The organism is Exiguobacterium marinum DSM 16307 (assembly GCF_000620845.1).
GTDB lineage: Bacteria > Bacillota > Bacilli > Exiguobacteriales > Exiguobacteriaceae > Exiguobacterium > Exiguobacterium marinum.
This window is the reverse complement of the sequence record NZ_KK211189.1, coordinates 2737366-2759571: the sequence shown is the minus strand read 5'-3', so window position 1 is coordinate 2759571 and position 22206 is coordinate 2737366. Positions and strand designations below refer to the sequence as shown.

Genomic DNA, 22206 nt, shown 5'->3' with positions numbered 1-22206 from the left:
AGGGGTGCGCGTCATGAACGTATTGGTCATCGGTCGAGGAGGACGCGAGCATGCGCTCGCGTGGAAGTTGAAACAAGACGGGCACAACGTCTTCGTTGCACCGGGCAACGATTTCATGGAAGGTATGACGTGTGTGTCAATCAATGAAACGGACGTTGAGGCGCTTGTTCATTTTGCAGAAGAGAAAGAGATGGAATGGACGATTGTCGGACCGGAGTCGTCGCTCATGGCAGGAGTCGTGGATACGTTCCGCAACAAAGGGCTGAACATCTTTGGACCGACGAAAGCGGCTGCGCTACTCGAGGGGAGCAAGGCATTCGCCAAAGAAGTCATGATGGAAGCCGGAATTCCGACAGCGGCATACGAGGCGTTCACGGATGCGGCATCGGCGCTTGCTTATATCGAGAAGCTTGGGGCACCACTCGTCGTCAAGGCGGACGGATTGGCTGCCGGTAAAGGCGTCACGGTCGCGTTCACGGTCGAAGAGGCGGAAACTGCCGTACGTGATATTTTCACGACGGATAAATTTGGCCAACAGTCACAAGTCGTCATCGAGGAGTTTCTCGATGGTGAAGAATTTTCGCTCATGGCATTCGTCTCGGGAGAGCGTGTCATTCCGATGATCACCTCGCAAGATCATAAACGTGCCTATGACGGCGACGGAGGACCGAACACAGGTGGGATGGGTGCCTATAGCCCGATGCCTCATTTGGTAGAGACTGTGTATCAAGAAGCGGTGAAGACCGTATTAGAACCGCTCGCACAAACGATGGTCAAGCGTGGTACCCCGTTTGAGGGATTCTTGTATGCCGGGCTTATCTTGACATCTGACGGACCGAAAGTCATCGAATTCAATGCGCGCTTCGGTGACCCGGAAACAGAGGCCATCGTGCCGAACTTGAAATCGCCGCTCCTTGACGTGATTGAAGCGGTCATTCGTCAAGAACCGTATCCGATCGAGTGGAGCGACGGATATACGATGGGTGTCGTCATTGCGGCGAAGGGATACCCGGAACGCCCTATCACGGGTCAAGTGCTATCGGGATTTGAATCGCTCCCACAGGACGTCCTCGTTTTCCACGCCGGAACGGTGAGGCAGGACGATCAAGTCATTGGAAACGGCGGTCGCTTACTCATCGTGACTGCGACGAGACCGACGCTACTTGAAGCGAAGACAGTGGTATATGAAGCAATCTCACTACTCGATTTACCGGAAACGTTCCACCGAACCGATATCGGATCACGAGCGTTCACACAGATTATTTGAAGGATGGGTCAACCCATCCTTTTTTTCATGCGAAAAAAAGGAAATACCGATATCCTGTTTTACAATAGTAAAGTAGCTCGGAGAAAGAAGGTGGTCGGCCTGCGTGTTCAATCAAAACTATTTATTGCAATTGCCGTGAACATCGTACTCTTCATCGGTGTCATTTTATTTGTCATCAAACCGTATTTTGTAGAGAAAAGTATTGAACAGGACAAGGCGATGACCCGCGATCAAATCGAGAGTGTTTCGGAAGTGTTCGCCAATCACCGTCTCATGCTCGAACGGATTCTTGTCGACTGGTCAGTCTGGACGAATGCCTATGATTTCGTGCAGAACGAGAATGATACTTTTGTCGAAAATAATATGGGGGAAGAAACCTTAGAAAATTTAGGGATCGGGGCTATGATTTTCCTCGACAAAAATCGAGAGGTAGTCTACTCCGAATTTAATCAGATTTATGAGTTAGAAAAGGCAGAAGAGAAGAGCGCCTTCACAAATGATTTGTTACGCTACGTCAACTCGACTGGTATGACACAAAGTGCGGTATACGGTACCGACTTCGGCCCTGTGGTCTTCATGAGCCATCCGATTGTAAAAAGTGATGGAACGGGTGAACCTAGTGGTACGCTTGTAATCATTCAAAAAATCGGTCCGGACTTCATGGCGGCGATGAGTGCACAAGCAAAAACGAAACTATCCATTAGCCCGCTCGCTCATCAACGGCTGACGATTGAACAAGACAGTCGGTTTGCCCGCGTCTCTTTACCACTGCAATCGATTTATCAAGATGCGAACTGGGAAGTCAATTTCTCGGTGAAGCGCACGTACTATACAAACACTCAGACGATGTTAGAAACCGGTATGTTCGGACTCCTCGTTCTCGGTCTTGGTTTATTGTTGACTCTTTTTTGGACGGTGAATCAAATCATTACAAAACGTCTAATGGGAATCGTCAAAGAACTGAAGTGGATCACGAAGGAACGAAATAGTCGTTTACGGATCCATCTACATCCCCATAAACAAGACGAGATTGAAGAAATGGCAATCAGTATGAATGAGGTACTCGATGCATTAGAGCAGACACAAAAAGAGTCGTTGACACGTGCCTTTCGAGATTCCTTAACACGTCTCCCGAACCGCTTGGCGGTCGAGGAAATGTTCATGAATTTACCGGATACGACCCGCTCGATTGGTGTGATGGGAATCGATCTCGACAACTTCCGGCGGATCAACGACCAATTTGGTCAGCGTACGGGGGATGCGATGCTTACGTTCTTTGCCTCTCGTTTAATGTTTTATAAAGAGGATGGCTTCGTGGCAAGAATCGGAGCGGATGAGTTCATCTTGATTCATTCGGAATGGACGACTGAAGAACTCATGATTATCGCCAATCAGTTAGTGAAAGATTTACGCGAATGGGGTCTGAAGCAAGGAATGAACCATCTGACCTTAAGTATTGGAATTGATGAATTGAGGGAACCGTCACATCACTCCTATGAGGTGATGATGGCACGTCTTGACGTCGTCTTACATGAGGTCAAAGCGTCAGGAAAAGATAACATTATCTCCTATCAAGACATTGAAGATGGGAGTCATTACTTGCAGACACTCGAGATGGAGCGGGATTTACGTCATGCGTTACACCATGATGAATTTGAACTGTACTATCAACCAATCGTATCTCCCCAACCATTTCAGGTGATGGGCGTAGAAGCATTGATTCGCTGGCATCATCCGCAGAAAGGGTTCGTCTCCCCGGGCGTTTTTATTCCGGTAGCAGAACAACTTGGACTCATCTCGGATGTGGGACGGTGGGTACTTGTCCGGGCTATTACCGAGATTCAGGAGTATGCAGAGCGTTTTGATTTATTTTTATCAATCAACGTATCAAAACGTCAAATTTTAGATGGTTCCTTTTTAGAGACATTGGAAGAAACGCTTACCGATACGGGATTCCATCCACACCGACTGCATGTAGAAATCACAGAAAGTGAAGTCGGTGGGAACGTGTATGAACTTCAACAGTTTATCCAAGCGTTAAAAGTGATCGGGGTAAAAATATCACTCGATGATTTCGGGGTCGGAACGTCTTCTTTGTCATACTTGCAATCGCTACGTCTTGATATTATTAAAATTGATCAAAACTTCGTCAAAGGGATTCCGGAGAACAAGTTTGACCGCGCCTTGTTAGAAGGGCTTTATCAAACCTTCCAAACGCTGGAACTCGATATCGTCACAGAAGGAGTCGAACGACCGGAACAACTTGCATTCGTATTAGAATATAGTAGTTCGCTCATTCAGGGATATCATTACAGTAAACCAATTCCAATTGACCAATTGCATCACTACTTGCGAAAAACTGTCATGACACAAATTTGATCTAGGCGATTCTTCAGAAGAAGAGTCGCTTTTTTGTGAAAAATATATGTGAATTTTGTTACAATAGTGAACATAACTTGCGACCCTTTCAGAGAAAAGGTAAACTTGAAACAGGTGAAGAAAACGCTTTCAAAACTATTTTTTAATAGCATTGAAAGAGAAAAGGGAGGATTGGGTTCGATGCCAATAAAAAGAACGGCGCGGGCACCGTGGTCTAAAGTGATGATTCGTTCACAAATCGAAGTCGTTGATCGAGTACGGCCACCTTCGCTCGTCTTAAAAAATGCGACGTATTTGAACGTATACGTGAAACAATGGAAAACTGCGAACATCTGGATTGAAGGAGATCGTATCGTTTATGTCGGTCCAGACTTACCGGAATCAGCAGTCGAGACGGTCGATGTGTCAGGGAAATATATTGTGCCTGGTTATATCGAACCACACGCTCATCCATTCCAATTGTACAATCCGGCGACGTTGTCAAAATATGCTGGGGAACGCGGAACGACGACTCTCGTTAATGACAACATGCTGCTTTTTTTACAAGAAAAAGAGCAAGCGTTTGCGCAGTTAGAAGCGATTCAGCAGCTGCCGACGAGTACGTATTGGTGGGCAAGACTTGACACACAAACCGAACTTGATCGGGAGAGTGTCGCTGTCGACTCAGAACGTATCCATGAGTGGTTTAATCATCCGGATGTCGTGATGGCAGGTGAACTGACGGCATGGCCACGCGCAATGAAGGGCGATGATGAGATGCTCCAATGGATGCTCGATGCCGAGACGTGCGGACTGCCGGTCGAAGGCCACTTCCCGGGAGCGTCGCCCAAGACATTGACTAAAATGGCGTTGATGGGAGTGCACAGCGACCATGAGGCAATGACGGCAGAAGAGGCGCTCAATCGACTTGAATTAGGTTATACAACAACGCTTCGCCATTCTTCCATCCGACCGGACTTGCCGGGGATGATTCGTGACCTATTGGCGAACGGATTGACGGCGTTCGATCACCTCATGGTGACGACGGACGGTTCGACACCAGGCTTTTATGAAGACGGCATGCAAGACGCCCTCGTCCAAATTTTGATAGAAGAAGGACTACCGGCCGTTGAGGCGTACCGGATCGTTTCTCACAACGTAGCGCGTCATTTTGACCTCGATCACATTCTAGGCTCTATTGCCCCGGGACGCATCGCCCACTTGAATATCCTCGATACAATCGAGGAGCCCCGACCGACAGCAGTCATCGCGAAAGGTCAGTGGATTTATCGTGATGGCGTATCGTTATTCCCGAACGAATTAGTGGAAGCGGTTCTTGACAAGATGCCATCGACAGACGTTTCTATCGAGCTGACGCCACAAGATTTGTCATTTAGCATGCCAGTCGGACTCGACATGGTCAACTCGGTCATCATGAAACTGTTTAAAATTACGCATGACACGGGTCAAGACGAATTACCGCGTGATGGAGACGAATCGTTCCTCATGTTGCTTGATAAAGAAGGGAAATGGCGATTGAACACGGTGCTGAAAGGATTTGCCCGAGATTTCGGGGGACTTGTCAGTTCGTATTCAATCAGCGGGGACTATTTGATTTTAGGTAAATGTAAACAAGACATGTTGCAGGCGTTCGAACGGATGAAAGAACTCGGAGGAGGTATCGTGCTTGTCGATAAAGGGAAAATCGTTGCCGAGATTCCATTACCGCTCTGTGGAATGACCTCGACGGAACCACTCGACACTCTCATCGGTCAAGAGAAACAGCTACGCGAGGAGCTCGTGGCAAGGGGTTATCAGTTTGAGGATCCGATTTATACATTACTGTTTTTAGCATCCACACACTTGCCGTATGTTCGCGCAACACCGCTCGGCATTTACGAAGTCATGAAAAAACAAGTACTATTTCCTGCGATTTTGCGATGAATAGTTGAGTCCAAGGCGCCCCTGCTTTAGAATAGTAAAGAAGTATGAGTAGAGAGGATGCTTGCGGATGCAACTCGATAAATTAAGAGGTCGAGAGCTTGATCAATTGTTTGAGGCAATTTTGAAGCTCGATACGCTCGAAGACTGTTATCAATTATTCGAAGATTTAGCGACTGTCAATGAAATTCAAGCACTTGCGCAACGACTGGAAGTGGCGCGGCAAATACGTGAAGGAAACACGTATCATAAAATTGAGGACGCGACAGGCGCCTCGACGGCCACGATTTCACGTGTGAAGCGATGCTTGAACTATGGGACAGGCGGATACGACCTCGCTCTTGAACGTCTACAACAAACAAAAGGTGACTCTTAAGAGTCATCTTGTTTTTGATGGAGGGGAGGGGCGAGATGCAACAGAAATTCATGAAACGGAACTTACAATTGTTCTTTCGAAATTTAACACCGGTTCAAACACTCGTGTTAATTTATAGTGCGGCAGCGATTTTATCAGTTTTGCTCCTCGCCTTACCGATTGCCCATAAACCCGGTGTGACGATCACGTTTACTGATCTTGTCTTCTTTGCGGTGAGTTGTGTCAGTGTCACTGGGCTAACGCCAATCGTGGTCACCGATACCTTCTCCACGTTCGGCTTATTTATTATTTTATTCATCGTCCAGGTGAGTGGTGTCGGGTTGATCAGTCTGCACGTCATCATGTGGATTTTGCTTGGGAAGCGGATCGGGTTCCGGGAGCGACAACTGATTTTACGTGACCAAAACCAGACATCGATGTCTGGTATTGTCAAATACATCACAGAAATCGTCATCACCGTTATTGCCATTGAGGCGGTCGGTGCCGTCTTACTCGGGGTCCATTACTTAAATTATTTTGATACCGCCGGAGAAGCCTTCTTACAAGGCTTATTCGGATCCGTCAGTGCGACGACGAACGCCGGATTTGATATTACCGGGAGTTCGCTCGCGCCGTTCCGTGAAGACCCGTTTGTCATCTTCACGCAAATTGCGCTTATGACAGGTGGTGCCATCGGATTCCCGGTACTCGTTGAGATTCGGACATACTTGGTGAGCCGAATCACACGGAAGCGTCATACGTTCCCGAGTCGGTTCTCATTGTTCACCAAATTGACGGTCACGACATTCTTTATCTTGATTGCCGTCGGGACGGTCGGATTGTTCTTCTTCGAGTACAACAATGCCTTCAAAGATTTGCCGTTATGGCTTGCGTTCTCAGATTCGTTGTTCCAGTCCGTGACGACACGTAACGGTGGATTATCGACAGTCGACGTCAACTTGTTCTCGGAAGCGAGCATGCTGTTATTGTCGATTCTTATGTTCATCGGAGCCTCACCATCGTCTGTCGGTGGCGGGATTCGAACAACAACGTTTGCCGTGGCTGTTCTCGGGGTCGTCGCGTTTATTCGTGGAGACTCGTCAATTAAAATTTTCGGTCGTGAGATCGTTCTTGAAGACATTTGGAAAGCGTTCGTCATCATTACCGTTTCGCTCGCCGTCCTATTGTCTGGGGTCATGGTCATGGCTTACTTTGAAGATGCCTCATTGACACGAATCTTATTCGAGGCATGTTCGGCGTTCGGAACGACAGGACTGTCTGTCGGTTTATCTTCTGAATTTAGTAACGTTGGAAAATGGGTGCTGACGGTTCTCATGTTCATCGGTCGAATCGGTGTCATCGCCTTCATTCTCATCTTGCAACGGAGACAGCCGAAGCGGATGTATAACTATCCGAAAGAATCGATTATCTTAGGATAAGGAGATTGTCATATGAAAGCTTTTTGGATTAACTTTGGATATGTCTTTATCGTTCCAGTACTGCCGTTCATCGCGGTCGTCAATGGAACGGCACTCTGTTCGCCGGACTCCCCGTTACTCGACATTCCAGTGCTCGGATTCTTTTTAGCGAATCCGCTCTGGTTTGTCCCGGTATATGGTTTATTTGCACTGCTTATTGCAAAATGGCTGACGGATCGGGAACAGAATCGTACGGCACGTTCGTGACTTGCTTCGGCAAGTCTTTTTTATATTGAGGAGATGCAAGTGATAAGAAAAATCGATACACTAGAGAAGGATTCGTTGGGAGGGAACAAGTTGAAATTTCTGTCATGGCGCCATGTGTTTAAATTAGATCCGAATAAACCCCTCACGGATGAAGCGCTCCGTGCGCTCATTCATTCGGGAACCGACGCCTTTTTGATTGGCGGGACGGACGGGGTCGATGCAGAGAATACATTTGCAATCTATGCGAGAGTCCGAGATGCCGGAATACCTGTCGCGCTCGAAATCAGTCATCCGAGTCAAGTCATCCACGGATTTGATCATTACTTCGTACCGACCGTGCTCAATGCAGGAACTCCAGAATGGATCATCGGACACCAGGCTCGGGCGTTTGAACGATATGGTCATTTTTTTGATCCACGTCATGTCACGGCCCAAGGCTATCTCGTCTTAAACGCGGACGCAAAAGTCGCTGAAGTGACAGAGTCGAAGTGTGACTTGTCGCTAGAAGAGGCCGTGGCGTATGCTGAAACAGGTCATCACTTATTCCACCTCCCCTCACTCTATATCGAATATAGCGGACGGCTCGGAGACCTCGATGTCGTAAAAGAAATTCGATTGGCGCTCCCGAAAGCGCACCTTTTCTACGGAGGTGGCATCGACGGGGAAGACTCGGCCCGTTTGATGGGTGCACATGCCGACACGATCGTCGTCGGCAATATCATTTACGAAGACTTAGCAGGAGCACTTGCGACTGTGCGAGCACTCCGATAAAATAAGAACAAACGTTTGGAACAAGGAAGGAAACGATTATGTATAACCTTAGCGAAGAATTAGTCAAAGGTATGAACCCGGAACAGGCAGAAGCCGTCAAACATACCGATGGTCCACTTTTGATCATGGCGGGTGCCGGATCGGGAAAAACTCGTGTCTTAACACATCGTGTCGCTTATTTGATGGCGGCCAAGCAAGTGGCGCCTTGGAACATTTTGGCCATCACGTTCACGAACAAGGCTGCACGAGAAATGAAAGACCGGATTGCGCGTCTTGTCGGTGGAGTCGCGGAAGACATTTGGATTTCCACATTCCACTCCATGTGTGTCCGTATTTTACGACGGGATATCGACCGTATCCGCTATGAGCGGAGCTTTTCCATTCTAGATGCCTCAGACCAGTTGACGGCGATCAAACAAGTACTCAAAGAATTGAACCTCGATCCGAAGAAGTATGAGCCACGTACATTACTCGGGATGATTTCGAACCATAAAAACGAATTGCGTACGGCGAAAGATGCAGCCGCCCTTGTCGGAAATAATCCGTATGAGCGCATCATCTCAGATGTCTATACGGCTTATGAGAAAAAGTTGAAACAAAATAACGTGCTCGACTTCGATGACTTGATTATGAAGACGATTCACTTATTCCAAGAAGCGCCAGACGTGTTGGCGTTCTATCAAAAGAAGTTCAAATACATCCATGTCGACGAGTATCAGGATACGAACCGTGCCCAATATACGCTCGTCAAACTCCTTGCGCAGGCACATGAGAACTTGTGTGTCGTCGGGGACTCGGATCAGTCCATCTATCGTTGGCGCGGTGCCGATATCGCCAACATCTTGACGTTTGAAAAAGACTACCCGAGTGCCCGTGTCATCTTACTCGAACAAAACTATCGTTCGACGAAACGGATTTTGGAAGCAGCGAATGGCGTCATCAAGAACAACGCTTCGCGTAAAGACAAGAATTTGTGGACGGAAAACGACGAAGGGGAGAAGCTCTTGCTGCACGTCGCTTCAGATGATCGCGACGAAGCGTTCTTCATCATGAATCAGATGAAAGAGCTGAAGATGGAAGGGATGGACTACGGCCAGATGGCAGTCCTTTACCGGACGAACGCCCAGTCTCGTGGTCTCGAGGAGATGCTCCTCAAGTCCAATATCCCGTACAAAATGGTCGGCGGAACAAAATTCTATGAACGTAAAGAAATTAAGGATGTTTTGGCTTATTTGCGTTTGATTGCCAACCCGGACGAAGATATCTCATTCGTTCGTGTCGTCAACGAACCAAAACGAGGCATTGGGGCCGCCACAGTCGATAAGTTAGGTGACTTTGCAGATATGCAGGGTGTTTCGCTTATGGATGCGATTCGTGACATCGAATTATCAGGGATTGCGCCACGCACGGCGACGAAACTTGCGGACTTCCGTCAAATGATGATGGACTTACGGCAAATGGCTGACTATCTCTCGATTTCAGAACTCGTCGAAGAAATATTGAAGAAGACCGGCTATGAAGACATGCTCAAAATTGAGAAAACGCTCGAAGCGGAAAGCCGACTTGAGAACTTACAAGAATTCCTGTCAGTGGCTCAAAATTTCGAGAAAGAAAGTGATGAACAGACAGTGGTCGCCTTCCTCACCGATTTGACGCTCGTGTCCGATTTGGATTCACTTGATGAAGTCGATGAATCGCATCAAGTCACGTTGATGACGCTGCATTCGGCGAAGGGACTCGAGTTCCCGGTCGTCTTCCTGATTGGAATGGAAGAGGGGCTGTTCCCGCATAGTCGGGCATTGAACGACGAAGAGGAAATGGAAGAAGAGCGGCGTCTTGCATATGTCGGCATAACGCGTGCCGAGAAGCGTCTCTATTTGACACGTGCACAGTCTAGGATGCTGTACGGCCGATTCCAAAACAACCCGGAATCAAGGTTCCTGCATGAATTACCGGAAACGTTGTTAGAACGGTCCGGAAAGGCAAGAAAACCAATGCCATGGAACCCTGTCGAATCACCTGGGAAGTTGCCAGTGAACGGTTTTAGTTCGAAACCGAAGCCAAAGCTCGCCCAATCGTCTGGTGCCGAAACGCTCGGATGGCAAGTTGGTGACAAAGCGAATCATAAAAAATGGGGGCAAGGGACGGTCGTCCAGACGCGTGGTGAAGGCGATCAAGTCGAAGTCGACATCGCGTTCCCTGAAGTCGGGATTAAGCGTTTGTTGGCCAAATTTGCCCCGATTGAAAAAGCGTGAGGTGAGAATATGGAGATGGCAGAACGCGTAGAAGAATTGCGTAAAACGTTAAATCAATACGGATACGAGTATTACGTGCTCGACCGTCCGAGCGTCCCAGACTCGGAGTATGATCGCCTGATGAACGAATTGATTCAAATCGAGACAGACTACCCTGAACTACGGACACCGGATTCTCCGACACAACGCGTCGGAGGGGCGCCTCTTGACGCCTTCGTCAAAGTGACCCACGATACACCGATGCTCTCACTCGGCAATGTATTCTCGAAAGAGGAACTCGTGGAATGGGTGGAACGAATCGAGAAGGACCTCGGTTATACACCGACCTTCGTGGCTGAACTGAAGTTTGATGGACTCGCCGTCTCTTTAAAATATGAGAATGGTCGTCTCGTGCGAGGCGCGACGCGAGGGGACGGAACGACAGGTGAAGATATCACACAAAACTTGAAGACGATTCGTTCGATCCCACTTCGCCTGAAAGAGGACGCAACGTTTGAGGTCCGAGGTGAGGCGTATATGCCGAAGCGTTCGTTCGAACAGTTGAATGATGAACGGGAACGGGTCGGTGAGCCATTGTTCGCAAACCCGAGAAACGCAGCGGCCGGTTCACTCCGGCAACTCGATTCGAAAATAGCAGCATCTCGAAACTTGGCATTTTTTGCGTACGGTTTGGTGTCGCAAGACGATCTCGTCGCGTCGCATGACGAGTCGCTCGATTATTTGAAACGACTCGGAGTCGCTGTGAGCGGAGACTACACGACGTGCAAAACGGCCGATGAACTATGGGATTATATTGAAACGTACGTGACGAAACGTGGCGAACTCCCGTATGAAATCGATGGGATTGTCATTAAAGTCGCAGGGTACGAAGAACAGGAACAACTCGGCTTCACAGCGAAAAGTCCACGTTGGGCCGTCGCCTATAAGTTCCCGGCAGAAGAAGTCGTGACGACAATCGAAGACGTCGATTTCAGTGTCGGTCGTACGGGGAAAGTCACACCGCGGGCACGTTTTTCTCCAGTATCTGTAGCAGGGTCGACGGTGACGTATGCGACACTTCACAATGAAGATTTTATAAAGGAAAAAGATCTTCATATCGGTGATCGGGTCGTCATCAAAAAGGCTGGAGACGTCATTCCGGCCGTTGTCTCAGCAATTGCGAGTGAACGGAGCGGAGATGAACGAGTGATTGAATTTCCGACCCATTGTCCAGCATGTGAATCCGAACTGATTCGCCTTGAAGGTGAGGCCGATCATCGCTGCGTCAACCCGGAGTGTCCGGCCCAATTGCTCGAAGGACTCATTCATTTCGTCTCACGGCAGGCGATGAATATCGACGGACTCGGTGAGAAGGTGATCACGCAACTCCATGAGGCGGACCTCGTCCATAACGTGGCCGACTTGTATCGCCTGAACCGAGACGATTTACTTGCGCTCGAGCGCATGGGGGAGACGTCGGTGACGAACCTACTCTCGGCGATTGAACAGTCGAAACAAAATTCGCTCGAACGTGTGCTCTTCGCCCTCGGCATTCGTCTCGTCGGTCAAAAGGCAGCCTCTTTGATTGCAGAACGATTTGAGACGATGGAAGCGATTATCAAGGCGACGGTCGAAGAACTGACGTCGATTGATGGCATCGGGACGAAGATGGCCGAGTCGATTGTCCTCTACTTTGAAAAACCAGAAGCACGTGAACTCGTCAAAGAATTGGCGGAATCGGGTGTGAACCTATCGTTCAAAGGGACGAAACGTCCGACGACCGAAGGTGCTCCTTTATCTGGTAAGACGGTCGTATTGACGGGGAAATTACATGAGATGACACGTGGCGAAGCTGGGAAGCAGCTTGAACTTTTCGGTGCGAGTGTGACAGGAAGTGTGAGCAAAAACACAGATTTACTCGTTGCCGGTGAAAAGGCAGGTTCGAAACTGGCGAAAGCCGAATCCCTCGGAATCGAAGTATGGGATGAGGCTAAGCTGCTCGACTTTATAAACGAACAGGCGTAAGACGTTCGCTTCGGCGAACGTTTTTTGTTTTTTCGGAAATAAATGGGATTGAGCAGGTTCGCACAAGCGTTCGAGGGGTATAGATTAACTAAATCAAAATGTTAATATATTTTTGCGAGAGAACCCTTAGACATCAGGACTTTCACACACATATCCCTCTCATTCCTCTACGTGATGAAAGTCTCCATTCAGGACGAAGTCGATTCGTGCGCCTGTTTTCACCTTAGAGGAGGGACTAACATCATGACACACAACATCCAGCGCTTCGTTGCCGTATTTACTATTCTCATGTTCCTTTCAACATTGATTACCGTCCATGTCGTACATGCTGATACAACAACGTTTCGTTATATTCAAGTGGATTTGACGGACGAGGAAATGGAAACATTATACGAATCAAGTTTAGTTTATGAAGGCATCACGTTTTATGGGGTACGTGAATCAGCTGACATTTGGCGATTCGTGATTGATGCGGAGTCGGTCGATGATTCGTTGATTGACGTCATCACGCTCTATGATGCGGAAGGTGTCCCTTATACGTTTTCTCCGAATATCATTTCGGACTTGTATCCTGTTGAAGTAGAAGAGCCATCTGTAGTCGAAGAACCGGAAGTGACCTCGACCATTGAACCGGAACCGGTAGCAGAAGAACCGGAGTCTGAACCGATGCTCCCGGTACTTTCAATCGAGGCGGTGAACATTGCTGGGGTCGACCAAGCTGTTGTCGGGGGTGAACTTTCCTATACGTTTATCGTTGAAAATACAGGAGACACACCGTTGACGGTGACAAATATGTCCCATGAGTATTTCAGTGGGAATCTAGAACAATTATCAGTCGAATCGTTCAATCAACGTGTTTTTGACCGTTTGAATGAATTGATGGGGGATGACGGACTCCTTCCTGGTGAACAGGTGGAAGTGACAGACGTCTTAGAGATTCCGACGGATTATTCGTTCAGCGTTCATCCTGAGATTGGCAGTGTCTTTCAGGTGACAGGAGTGGATGAATTCGATCGAATCGTCACATCAGAAAGTCAGCAAATTATCCTCTTGCAACAACCTGATTTTACAGTGAGTGCTACGAGTGAGAAGGCGACCGTACAACCGGGAGAACCCGTTCGATACACGTATACGATCACCAACACCTCGAAAATCACTTTGTTCTTATCTGACGCTATGCTTACATGGCCGAACGGTGCTTTGACAGAAGAAGAGCGAAACATGGCGAATAGACGATTCAGGGAGGAAGTCGAAGCGATTCCTACCTTCCTAGACGGGTTCGGTCCGGAAGAAGAAGTGACGTTCTCTTTTGAACTCCCGCTCCTCCCATCCTATGATGTGAGAGCCGGGGCTAAATTGATTCAACGTGCGACGTTCACCTTTCACGTAAATGAAGATGTAGGAGTCGCACGATCCGTCGACGTACCGGTGGGAGTGAAGCAAGCCGTCCCGTCAAAAGAAGAAGAACCGAAACAAGAGTCTAAGAAACAGCAGCAAGAAGTGAAGACAGAGGATGTATCCGTCGTGAAAATCGTCGTTCAGGAGAGTGGAGCGCCACCAGTCGAACACGTTGATGAGTCTGACACGTACGCGCAAGATTTACTACCGATGACAGGCGAAGCGGATGACGCGTGGCATGCCATGGTCGGTACACTACTTTTTGCCTCCGGACTTCTCTTGTTGATTCGTCGCAAACACCCGTCAACCAAACCATAAATCGAAATCCCTTCTTGTATATGCGAGAAGGGATTTGTTCTGATTCCGCTTCGATACTTTTTTCATGGAACGATTTTGTTATAATGGACAAAGTGAAATAGGAAACGATGTTCAAAGGAGCTACACATAGATGAAATGGAAACAACTCGTCGTCCCGACAATCGCCTCTGCGCTGTTGTTAAGTGGATGTTCAATGAAAATACCGATGGGTGAGGAAGAGGCGACACCGACCGGGGAAGAAACGGCAGCTGAAGGTGTTACGCAAGCGATTGAAGCGCGTGATTCATACTATCAGATGGTGATTCCATTCAAGGCGGCAGCAGCGAGAGGACTTGCCCAGCGTCAAGTCAGTTCGTCATTAGAGCTTGAAGAAGTCGAACTTGGCCTTATGCGCCATTCGACGGATGCGTTCGCCCCAGACAAATTCGCCTATCAAGAAGGCCAACTTCTGAACGCAGAAGACGTTTCGCGTTTGCTTGGACGAAAAGGTGGTAGTAAAGACGGACTAACGCCTTTAAACCCGGCGTATGCAGATGGGAAGGCTGAAGTCGAGGATGACAAATTTGTCGAGGCAAATAAAAAATCACCACTTTATCTGGCTTCAATCGTGGAACAGAATTACATGACGAAAAAGGACAGCGGTTATCAATTAGGCGGTGTGTCGTTCGCACTTATTTTAAATCGTGAGTACATCTTCCAGGCACCGAACTATGGACCGACATATACGGTCAAGCTCGATCAGAAGAAAGTGGTCACAGAAGGCGAACGGATGGCGAACGAACTCGTCAACCAGTTACGAAAACGGGAAGACTTTAAAGAAATAGACATCAACATTGCACTTTACATGAAGTCGACACAAGGCTCACCGACTCCGGGAAACTACATCAAATCCGCATACATCGGAACGAAAGATGAAGTCACATCAAGTGATTGGAAAGCCATCGATGAGAAATATTACTACTTCCCATCGGCTACAGCGACAAATGAGGTGCGTGAGGATGCTCAAAAGTTTACGCTCTTCAGTGACCGGATCGCCGATCTCTTCCCAGACTACAGTGGGATGATTGGGAAGGGTTTCTATCAGAATGGAGATTTATCACGACTTGAGGTCGATATCCCAATCCAATTCTATAGCCGTGCCGAACTCGTCGGATTCACGCAACACGTTGTCGGCTTACTTGAGAATCGATGGGAATACAGCCGAAACGTACCGGTCCGAATCAACGTGACCTCACTCGGTGGAGCCCATGAAGTAACGATTGTGTTTGAGGACGGTATGGATAGTCCTAAAGTATACTTCTAAGTGAGAGAGGTTCGTTTTTTGAAACGAATCTCTCTTTTTTTTCGTATGAAAAGTGAAAGGATAATCTTTGACCTTATTTGACCAATTGAGTAGAATAGAGTTAACAGAAACGGGAAAGGGATAGGTGAGGTGAATCCATATGGCTAAAAACTATTATGATGAGCTCGGTGTCTCAAAAGGAGCGTCGGAGCAAGAGATTAAGCGTGCATATCGGAAGTTGGCGAAACAATACCATCCGGACGTCAATAAAGATTCTGGCGCACAAGATCGGTTCAAGTCGATTCAAGAAGCGTTTGACGTGTTGAGCGACCCGGAGAAAAAGGCAAATTATGATCGATATGGGAGTCCGGATGGGCCTTCGTTTGGACAAGGATTCGGCGGTGGCGGAGAAACTTACGGGGAAGGATCGGCCCAGTTCGAAGATTTATTCCGACAATTTGGCGGTGGGTCTCGAACGACTTCCCGCACATTCGGGTTTGAAGATATGTTCGGCAGTTTCTTTGACCAAGCAGTCGAGGAGGATCTAGATGAATCCGTTCGGATCAATATCCCGCTCAGCCAGCTTACAAAAGACTCGAAAATGAGTCTTCGTCTTCAGACAGGTACTGTGAACGTCAAGATTCCACAAGGTGCCTATGAAGGGCAGAAGTTACGGTTGAAAGGAAAAGGAAGTCGGGTAGGACAATCCGGTAACCGAGGAGACGTGTATGTCGAACTACATTTCACAGATGATGATACGTATCGTCGTGAAGGGGAGCATATCGTGACCGTGAAGCGGTTGCGGCCGCTCGAATTTTTAGACGGAGCGAGCGTCATTATTGCGACGCTCGACGGAGGGCGAGTGAAGCTGAAAGTGAAGCCGGGAAGTCGTCCGGGGCAACGGATGAGGATTCCGGGTCGCGGTGTTATGACCGGTTCGAAGGTACGGTCGGATTTGTACGTGCAACTCGAGGTCGATCTGCCGCTTGATGATGCTTACCGTTCTGTTTATGAACAAATTGAACGTTGATGGATAAGGAGGAGTCGTGATGGACTTTAATCGATTTACAGACAAAGCACATGAATGTATAGTCAGTTCACAAGCGTTGGCGAAACAATATCATCATAGTGAAATCAATGAATGGCACGTGTTGGCGTCCATGATTTCACAGACGGATGGGATTGCGCCATTATTGTTTCAAAAAATGGAAATCAATGTGTCTGAGATTGAAGGAGAAGTCGCGCTATCTTTGAAAAATGCGCCAAAACTTCAAAATCCAACGACACCGATGATTTCGGCTTCCTTATTAAATGTCTTGACGACGGCCGAACGGGAAGCGACCGGAATGAATGATGAGTACGTATCGGTCGAACATATTCTTCTTGGTATTTTATTGAACAACAGTCAAGCGCAGGCGATGCTCGAGCGACAAGGCATCACGGAAGAACATCTTCGTGAGGCGCTCGTCGCCGTGCGTGGGAACCGTCGTATCACATCGAAGTCGCCCGAAGCGACGTACGATGTGTTGACGAAATATGGACGCGACCTCATTCAGGAAGTGAAGACAGGAAAAATTGACCCGGTCATCGGACGTGATAGCGAGATTCGTCGTGTCATCCGGATTTTGAGTCGGAAGACGAAAAACAATCCAGTTCTCATCGGGGAACCGGGTGTCGGGAAGACGGCAATCGTCGAAGGACTCGCCCAACGAATCGTTCGAGGCGACGTACCGGAAAGTTTGAAAGATAAGACGATTTTCAGTCTCGATATGAGTTCACTTGTCGCCGGTGCGAAATACCGTGGCGAGTTTGAGGAACGTCTTCAAGCTGTCTTATCCGAAGTGAAGGAAGCAGAAGGTACGATTATTCTCTTCATTGATGAACTGCATACGATTGTCGGTGCAGGAAAGTCGGAAGGTTCGATGGATGCCGGTAACATGTTAAAACCGATGCTCGCTCGAGGTGAACTTCATTGTATCGGTGCGACGACACTAGACGAGTATCGCCAATATATCGAAAAGGACCCGGCGCTCGAGCGTCGCTTCCAACAAGTACTTGTTGCTGAACCGGACGTCGAGGATACGGTCTCCATCTTGCGCGGATTAAAAGAACGCTTTGAGATTCACCACGGTGTACGCATCCACGACAACGCGCTCGTCGCGGCAGCGGTTCTGTCAAACCGTTATATCACCGACCGCTTCATGCCGGACAAGGCCATCGATCTCGTCGACGAGTCATGTGCGATGATTCGGACAGAAATGGAATCGATGCCGGCGGAGCTTGACGAGTTGGTTCGTCGTGTCATGCAACTTGAAATTGAAGAGGCTGCACTCAAAAAAGAGAGCGACGCAGCTTCGATGAAACGACTCGAAGCACTCCAACAAGAGTTAGCTTCGCTCCGGGAACAATCAGATTCGCTACGTCTCCGTTGGGAAAATGAGAAAGAATCGACACACCGCGTGCAACAAATCCGTGGAGACCTTGAGAAGGTACGTCTCGAGTTACAGGAAGCAGAGAGTCGCTATGACTTAAACCGGGCCTCCGAGTTGAAGTATGGACGCATCCCAGAACTCGAGCGAGAACTTGAGGAAGCGGAACAGTTGGCGGGATCCGTGACGCGCGAACTCGTGCGAGAAGAAGTGACGGAAGAAGAAATCGCCGAAGTCGTCTCGAAATGGACCGGTATTCCGGTGACGAAACTAACAGAAGGAGAGCGGGATAAGCTTCTCAATTTAGAAACGGTCTTGCACAAACGTGTCTTCGGTCAAGACGATGCGATTCGACTAGTCAGTGATGCAGTCATTCGTGCCCGTGCAGGAATCAAAGATCCAAACCGTCCAATCGGTTCATTTCTCTTCCTCGGACCGACGGGCGTCGGGAAGACCGAGCTCGGGAAGGCGCTCGCGGAAGCGATGTTCGATTCAGAAGACCATATCGTTCGACTCGACATGAGTGAATATATGGAAAAACACGCCGTGTCTCGTCTTGTCGGTGCCCCTCCTGGATACGTCGGCTATGAGGAAGGCGGTCAGTTGACAGAAGCGGTTCGTCGTAACCCTTACTCGGTGCTCTTACTCGATGAGGTTGAGAAGGCACATCCAGATGTCTTTAACATCTTGCTACAACTGCTCGATGACGGGCGATTGACAGATTCGCACGGTCGAATCGTTGACTTCAAAAACACGATTGTCATCATGACGTCAAATATCGGGGCAGATATTCTGCTCGAGGCAGCGAAAGATGGGGTCATTGACGAGGACGAGGAGCGTCAAGTGATCGAGAAGCTCCGCCGTCACTTCCGTCCAGAGTTCTTGAACCGGGTGGATGAAACGATTCTGTTCCATCCACTAACGAAAGATCAAATCGGTCAAATTGTCGAGAAGGCGGTCGGACGGATGAGTGAACGGCTTACAACACGCTCGATTCATATCGAGATCACAGATGCGGCGAAAACGTTTGTCGCTGACGAGGCGTATGAGCCTCAATTCGGTGCCCGTCCAATCAACCGTTATGTACAACGGACCATTGAAACGAAACTTGCCCGCAGCATCCTAGCAGGAGATGTCGAAGACGGTCAGAGGGTCGTCATCAATGTCGAAAACGGAATGTTGACGTTACGTCCCTCGACGGTGAAGGCATAAGGAAAAGAGGAGTCCAATTTGGATTCCTCTTTTTATGTGTGTCGGCGTTGTCGTTTCAAAATGAGATAGCTGGTGCCTAAAAAGATAAGATAGAGCACAGTCCCGAAGAATAAGTTGAAGACCCACGGCATCGTTCCCATAAAGATGGAGCGTGTCGCTTCCTGGAACCAGAGCAATAACCAAAAAAATAGTCCGAGACTTGAAACGAGTAGAACCATAAACCCTATGAATCCATCTTTCGTCCACTGTTTCACCAAAAATCCAAGAAGAAACGTCGTACCAAAAATCGCTACTAACCCGATATAGAACAATCCGTCAATCGGTAAAGACTGCACGTACACATTCCCCTTCTCGTCGTCAGATTTGTATAATCCAATCTTACACAAAGAGGGGATAAATGGAAATCATTATTGTGACACGAGCGGGCGCTCTGGTTGATAGATGCAGTATGGTTCTGCTTCTTTATAGTCGCCTGTGACCGCGTATGCTCGGGCCCGTGATCCCCCGCAAAGATAGCGATATTCACAATACCCGCATTTCCCATGATGGGTATCCGGGTCGCGTAACGCCTTGAACGTCGGATGGTGACGATAAATGTCCGCAAGAGGTGTCGTTCGGACGTTCCCGCAGGGGATTGGTAAAAATCCAGACGGCTGAACGTCTCCTGTGTGCGAGATGAAGACAAACCCGTTCCCGTCATTCGTTCCTTTAGGTGCTTTCGCTAAATCATCATGAGGATGTCCGATTGGAGGAAGTCCTTTTCTTTTTCGCCGCTGATTTTCTTGACGCGCCACCCGGCGATAGAACTGGGCTTCCGTCGTTGAGATGATAAACGGTGCCGTTTCTTGAAGTGAGAACGCCCACTTCAATACTTCCTCATGCCGCTCGGGTGAAATGGGTTGTAGCAACGAACCTCGTCCTGTCGGTACGAGGAAGAAAAGTGTCCAAACCGACACACCGAGTGACTCTACGAGTTTCGCCATTTCCGGTAATCGATCGACGTTGTATTCGGTCACCGTTGTATTGATTTGAAAGGACATCCCTTCTTCCCGAAAATAGGAAATCCCACGAATGGTACGGTCAAAACTGCCTCTCGTTCCTCTAAAATAGTCGTGAGTCTCTGCATCCGGTCCGTCGAGGGAGAACGCCCAACGAGACAGACCGGCCGCTTTTGCCCGTTTCACGGCATCATGAGTGACGCGAGGTGTGGCAGAAGGCGTCATCGAGACACGCATTCCGAGAGAAGAGGCATACTCGGTCAACTCGAACAAGTCTTCACGCATGAGCGGATCCCCTCCTGTGAAGACGAGAATCGGGTTGTTCATCGCCTGAATCTCTCGAATGAGCGCTTTGCCTTCTTCTGTGTCGAGCTCATTTTCATATCGGTGAAACTGTGCCTCGGCTCGGCAATGAACACAGGAGAGCGCACAGGCACGTGTCACTTCCCAAATCACGATGAATGGGTTTTCGTCATAGTCGGTGTGCTTCATACCATCACCGCCTGCTTGAGATGTAGTTTTTCGACCGCCCGTTTGGCGGAATCAACGCAGTCCGGTAATCCGACGCCGTGGAGGATGGCGCCGCAAGCTTCGACACCGTCCCACTTCGCTAGCGCTTCTTCGAACGCACGGACGTCCTGTTTATGTCCGACCTCATATTGCGGCATCGTTTGAATATGCCGTTCAACTTTCGTGAAGAGAGGTGTCCCGACTTTTTGAATACGGCGAAGTTCGTTCAAAGCAAATGATGCAATGGTGTCATCGTCTTCATGTAATAAAGAAGGTACATGTTCAGAACCGATATACATGCGGAGCAACGCTTTATTCTTAGGTGCCAAGTGCGGCCACTTCTTATGCATCCAGCTGCATGCGGTCAAAGCGCTCCCTTCTGACTTAGCGATGACATAGCCAGTTCCGTCTAAAGCATCAACCTCTGACTCGTCGAAGGCGGCGAGTACGGTCATCGAGGATGTCCGTTTTAATTCAGATAACCGTTCGGCTTCAGGAAAACCGAGCAACGGACCGAGTGCATGAGGAGATGTAGCGATGATGATGCCGTCAAATTGTTCGACCGTACCGTTAGACAATGTGACTTCATGGGGGCGGACGGACTGAACGACGGTATTTAATATGAGACGGTCAATCGAAGGGCGTAGTGCCTCGACGAGCGCACCAAGTCCTTGATCAATCGACAAAAATTTTCCGGTCTCGGCCGGTTTCACACCAGCCTGGACAGGAGGTGTGAGAGCTTTCATCCCGAGAATCAGACTGCGAGTTTTTTGTTCAATCGTGATAAACTGAGGAAAAGTAGACTCGATGCTCATATCTTCGAGTGTCCCGTTATAAATCCCGGACAGAAGCGGCTCAATCATCGTATCAACGACTTCTGAACCGAGTCTTGTTCGAAAGAAACGGTCGAGCGAGATATCCTCTTCTTTATATACACGTGGAATCACGAGATCGAATCCTGCGCGAAGCTTTCCTCTCCATGTAAAGAGATCTGTTTTGACCATTGGCCAAAATTTAGTTGGGATACCCATGACCGATCCGGCTGGCATCTGTCTCAGCTTTCCGCGCACATAAATATAGGAAGTACCGGTTTTGGAACGGACGAGCTGGTCCTCGAGACCAAGATCGGTGATGAGCGAAGTCAAGGTCGGTTTTCGTGCCATATAGCCATCCGGTCCGGTCTCTAATGTGAAGCCATCTTGATAAATGGTTTTAATTTTTCCACCGAGACGATCTTGCGCCTCGAACATTGTGACGTGGGCACCAGTTTCTTTGGCGTAATATGCCGCGGCGAGTCCGGTGATGCCGCCTCCGATAATTGCGATGTGATTCAATCGATTCACCCATTTCTGTAAAGTTGTTGTCGTATTAACGGTACCGAGAATGTTGACGGAGACATAGGATAAGTGTCACGGAGTTCTAG

16 protein-coding genes are annotated in these 22206 nt (G+C 48.6%); 13 read left to right on the top strand and 3 right to left on the bottom strand.

Annotated elements, in window-relative coordinates:
- Positions 1–13: 13 nt before the first annotated feature.
- The 13 genes from purD (at position 14) to clpB (ending at position 19275) form a co-directional block, all read left to right on the top strand.
- Complete coding sequence (gene purD, locus P400_RS0114535; protein ID WP_026826881.1) at positions 14–1267, top strand: phosphoribosylamine--glycine ligase; 1254 nt, start codon at positions 14–16, stop codon at positions 1265–1267.
- Positions 1268–1357: 90 nt separating this feature from the next.
- Positions 1358–3646: a bifunctional diguanylate cyclase/phosphodiesterase gene (locus P400_RS0114530; protein ID WP_026826880.1), complete on the top strand. Its 2289-nt coding sequence runs from the start codon at positions 1358–1360 to the stop codon at positions 3644–3646.
- A 180-nt stretch (positions 3647–3826) separates the two neighbouring features.
- Entirely contained in the window at positions 3827–5569 is a 1743-nt protein-coding gene (locus P400_RS0114525) for an adenine deaminase C-terminal domain-containing protein (protein WP_034771251.1), read from the top strand.
- A 67-nt stretch (positions 5570–5636) separates the two neighbouring features.
- Positions 5637–5942, top strand: a complete 306-nt coding sequence (locus tag P400_RS0114520) for a YerC/YecD family TrpR-related protein (RefSeq protein WP_026826878.1) — start codon at positions 5637–5639, stop codon at positions 5940–5942.
- Between the two features lie 35 nt (positions 5943–5977).
- Entirely contained in the window at positions 5978–7360 is a 1383-nt protein-coding gene (locus P400_RS0114515; protein WP_026826877.1) for a TrkH family potassium uptake protein, read from the top strand.
- Positions 7361–7372: 12 nt separating this feature from the next.
- A complete protein-coding gene (locus P400_RS0114510) occupies positions 7373–7606 on the top strand; it encodes a hypothetical protein (protein ID WP_026826876.1) in 234 nt (77 codons plus the stop codon).
- Positions 7607–7696: 90 nt separating this feature from the next.
- The gene (gene pcrB / locus P400_RS0114505) at positions 7697–8377 is read left to right on the top strand and encodes a heptaprenylglyceryl phosphate synthase (protein ID WP_026826875.1); all 681 of its coding nucleotides are present in this window, start codon (positions 7697–7699) and stop codon (positions 8375–8377) included.
- 38 nt (positions 8378–8415) lie between these two features.
- Complete coding sequence (gene pcrA / locus P400_RS0114500; protein WP_026826874.1) at positions 8416–10632, top strand: DNA helicase PcrA; 2217 nt, start codon at positions 8416–8418, stop codon at positions 10630–10632.
- Between the two features lie 9 nt (positions 10633–10641).
- A complete protein-coding gene (ligA, locus tag P400_RS15240) occupies positions 10642–12636 on the top strand; it encodes an NAD-dependent DNA ligase LigA (RefSeq protein ID WP_034771249.1) in 1995 nt (664 codons plus the stop codon).
- Between the two features lie 243 nt (positions 12637–12879).
- Positions 12880–14352 carry an LPXTG cell wall anchor domain-containing protein gene (locus tag P400_RS0114485; protein WP_026826873.1) on the top strand — a complete coding sequence of 491 codons (1473 nt, stop codon included), beginning with the start codon at positions 12880–12882 and terminating at the stop codon, positions 14350–14352.
- Between the two features lie 130 nt (positions 14353–14482).
- On the top strand, positions 14483–15655 hold the full coding sequence (locus P400_RS0114480) for a CamS family sex pheromone protein (RefSeq protein WP_026826872.1): 1173 nt from the start codon (positions 14483–14485) through the stop codon (positions 15653–15655).
- A 139-nt stretch (positions 15656–15794) separates the two neighbouring features.
- Positions 15795–16664: a DnaJ C-terminal domain-containing protein gene (locus P400_RS0114475; RefSeq protein ID WP_026826871.1), complete on the top strand. Its 870-nt coding sequence runs from the start codon at positions 15795–15797 to the stop codon at positions 16662–16664.
- 19 nt (positions 16665–16683) lie between these two features.
- Positions 16684–19275 carry an ATP-dependent chaperone ClpB gene (gene clpB / locus P400_RS0114470; RefSeq protein WP_026826870.1) on the top strand — a complete coding sequence of 864 codons (2592 nt, stop codon included), beginning with the start codon at positions 16684–16686 and terminating at the stop codon, positions 19273–19275.
- Between the two features lie 32 nt (positions 19276–19307).
- Here clpB and P400_RS0114465 read toward each other — a convergent pair whose 3' ends face one another.
- From P400_RS0114465 to hemG, 3 genes are all read right to left on the bottom strand, one after another.
- Complete coding sequence (locus tag P400_RS0114465) at positions 19308–19610, bottom strand: hypothetical protein (RefSeq protein ID WP_026826869.1); 303 nt, start codon at positions 19608–19610, stop codon at positions 19308–19310.
- Positions 19611–19682: 72 nt separating this feature from the next.
- Positions 19683–20765: a TIGR04053 family radical SAM/SPASM domain-containing protein gene (locus P400_RS0114460; RefSeq protein ID WP_026826868.1), complete on the bottom strand. Its 1083-nt coding sequence runs from the start codon at positions 20763–20765 to the stop codon at positions 19683–19685.
- Positions 20762–22126: a protoporphyrinogen oxidase gene (hemG, locus tag P400_RS0114455; RefSeq protein ID WP_026826867.1), complete on the bottom strand. Its 1365-nt coding sequence runs from the start codon at positions 22124–22126 to the stop codon at positions 20762–20764. Before hemG ends, P400_RS0114460 begins: the two co-directional genes overlap by 4 nt.
- Between the last annotated feature and the right edge of the window lie 80 nt (positions 22127–22206).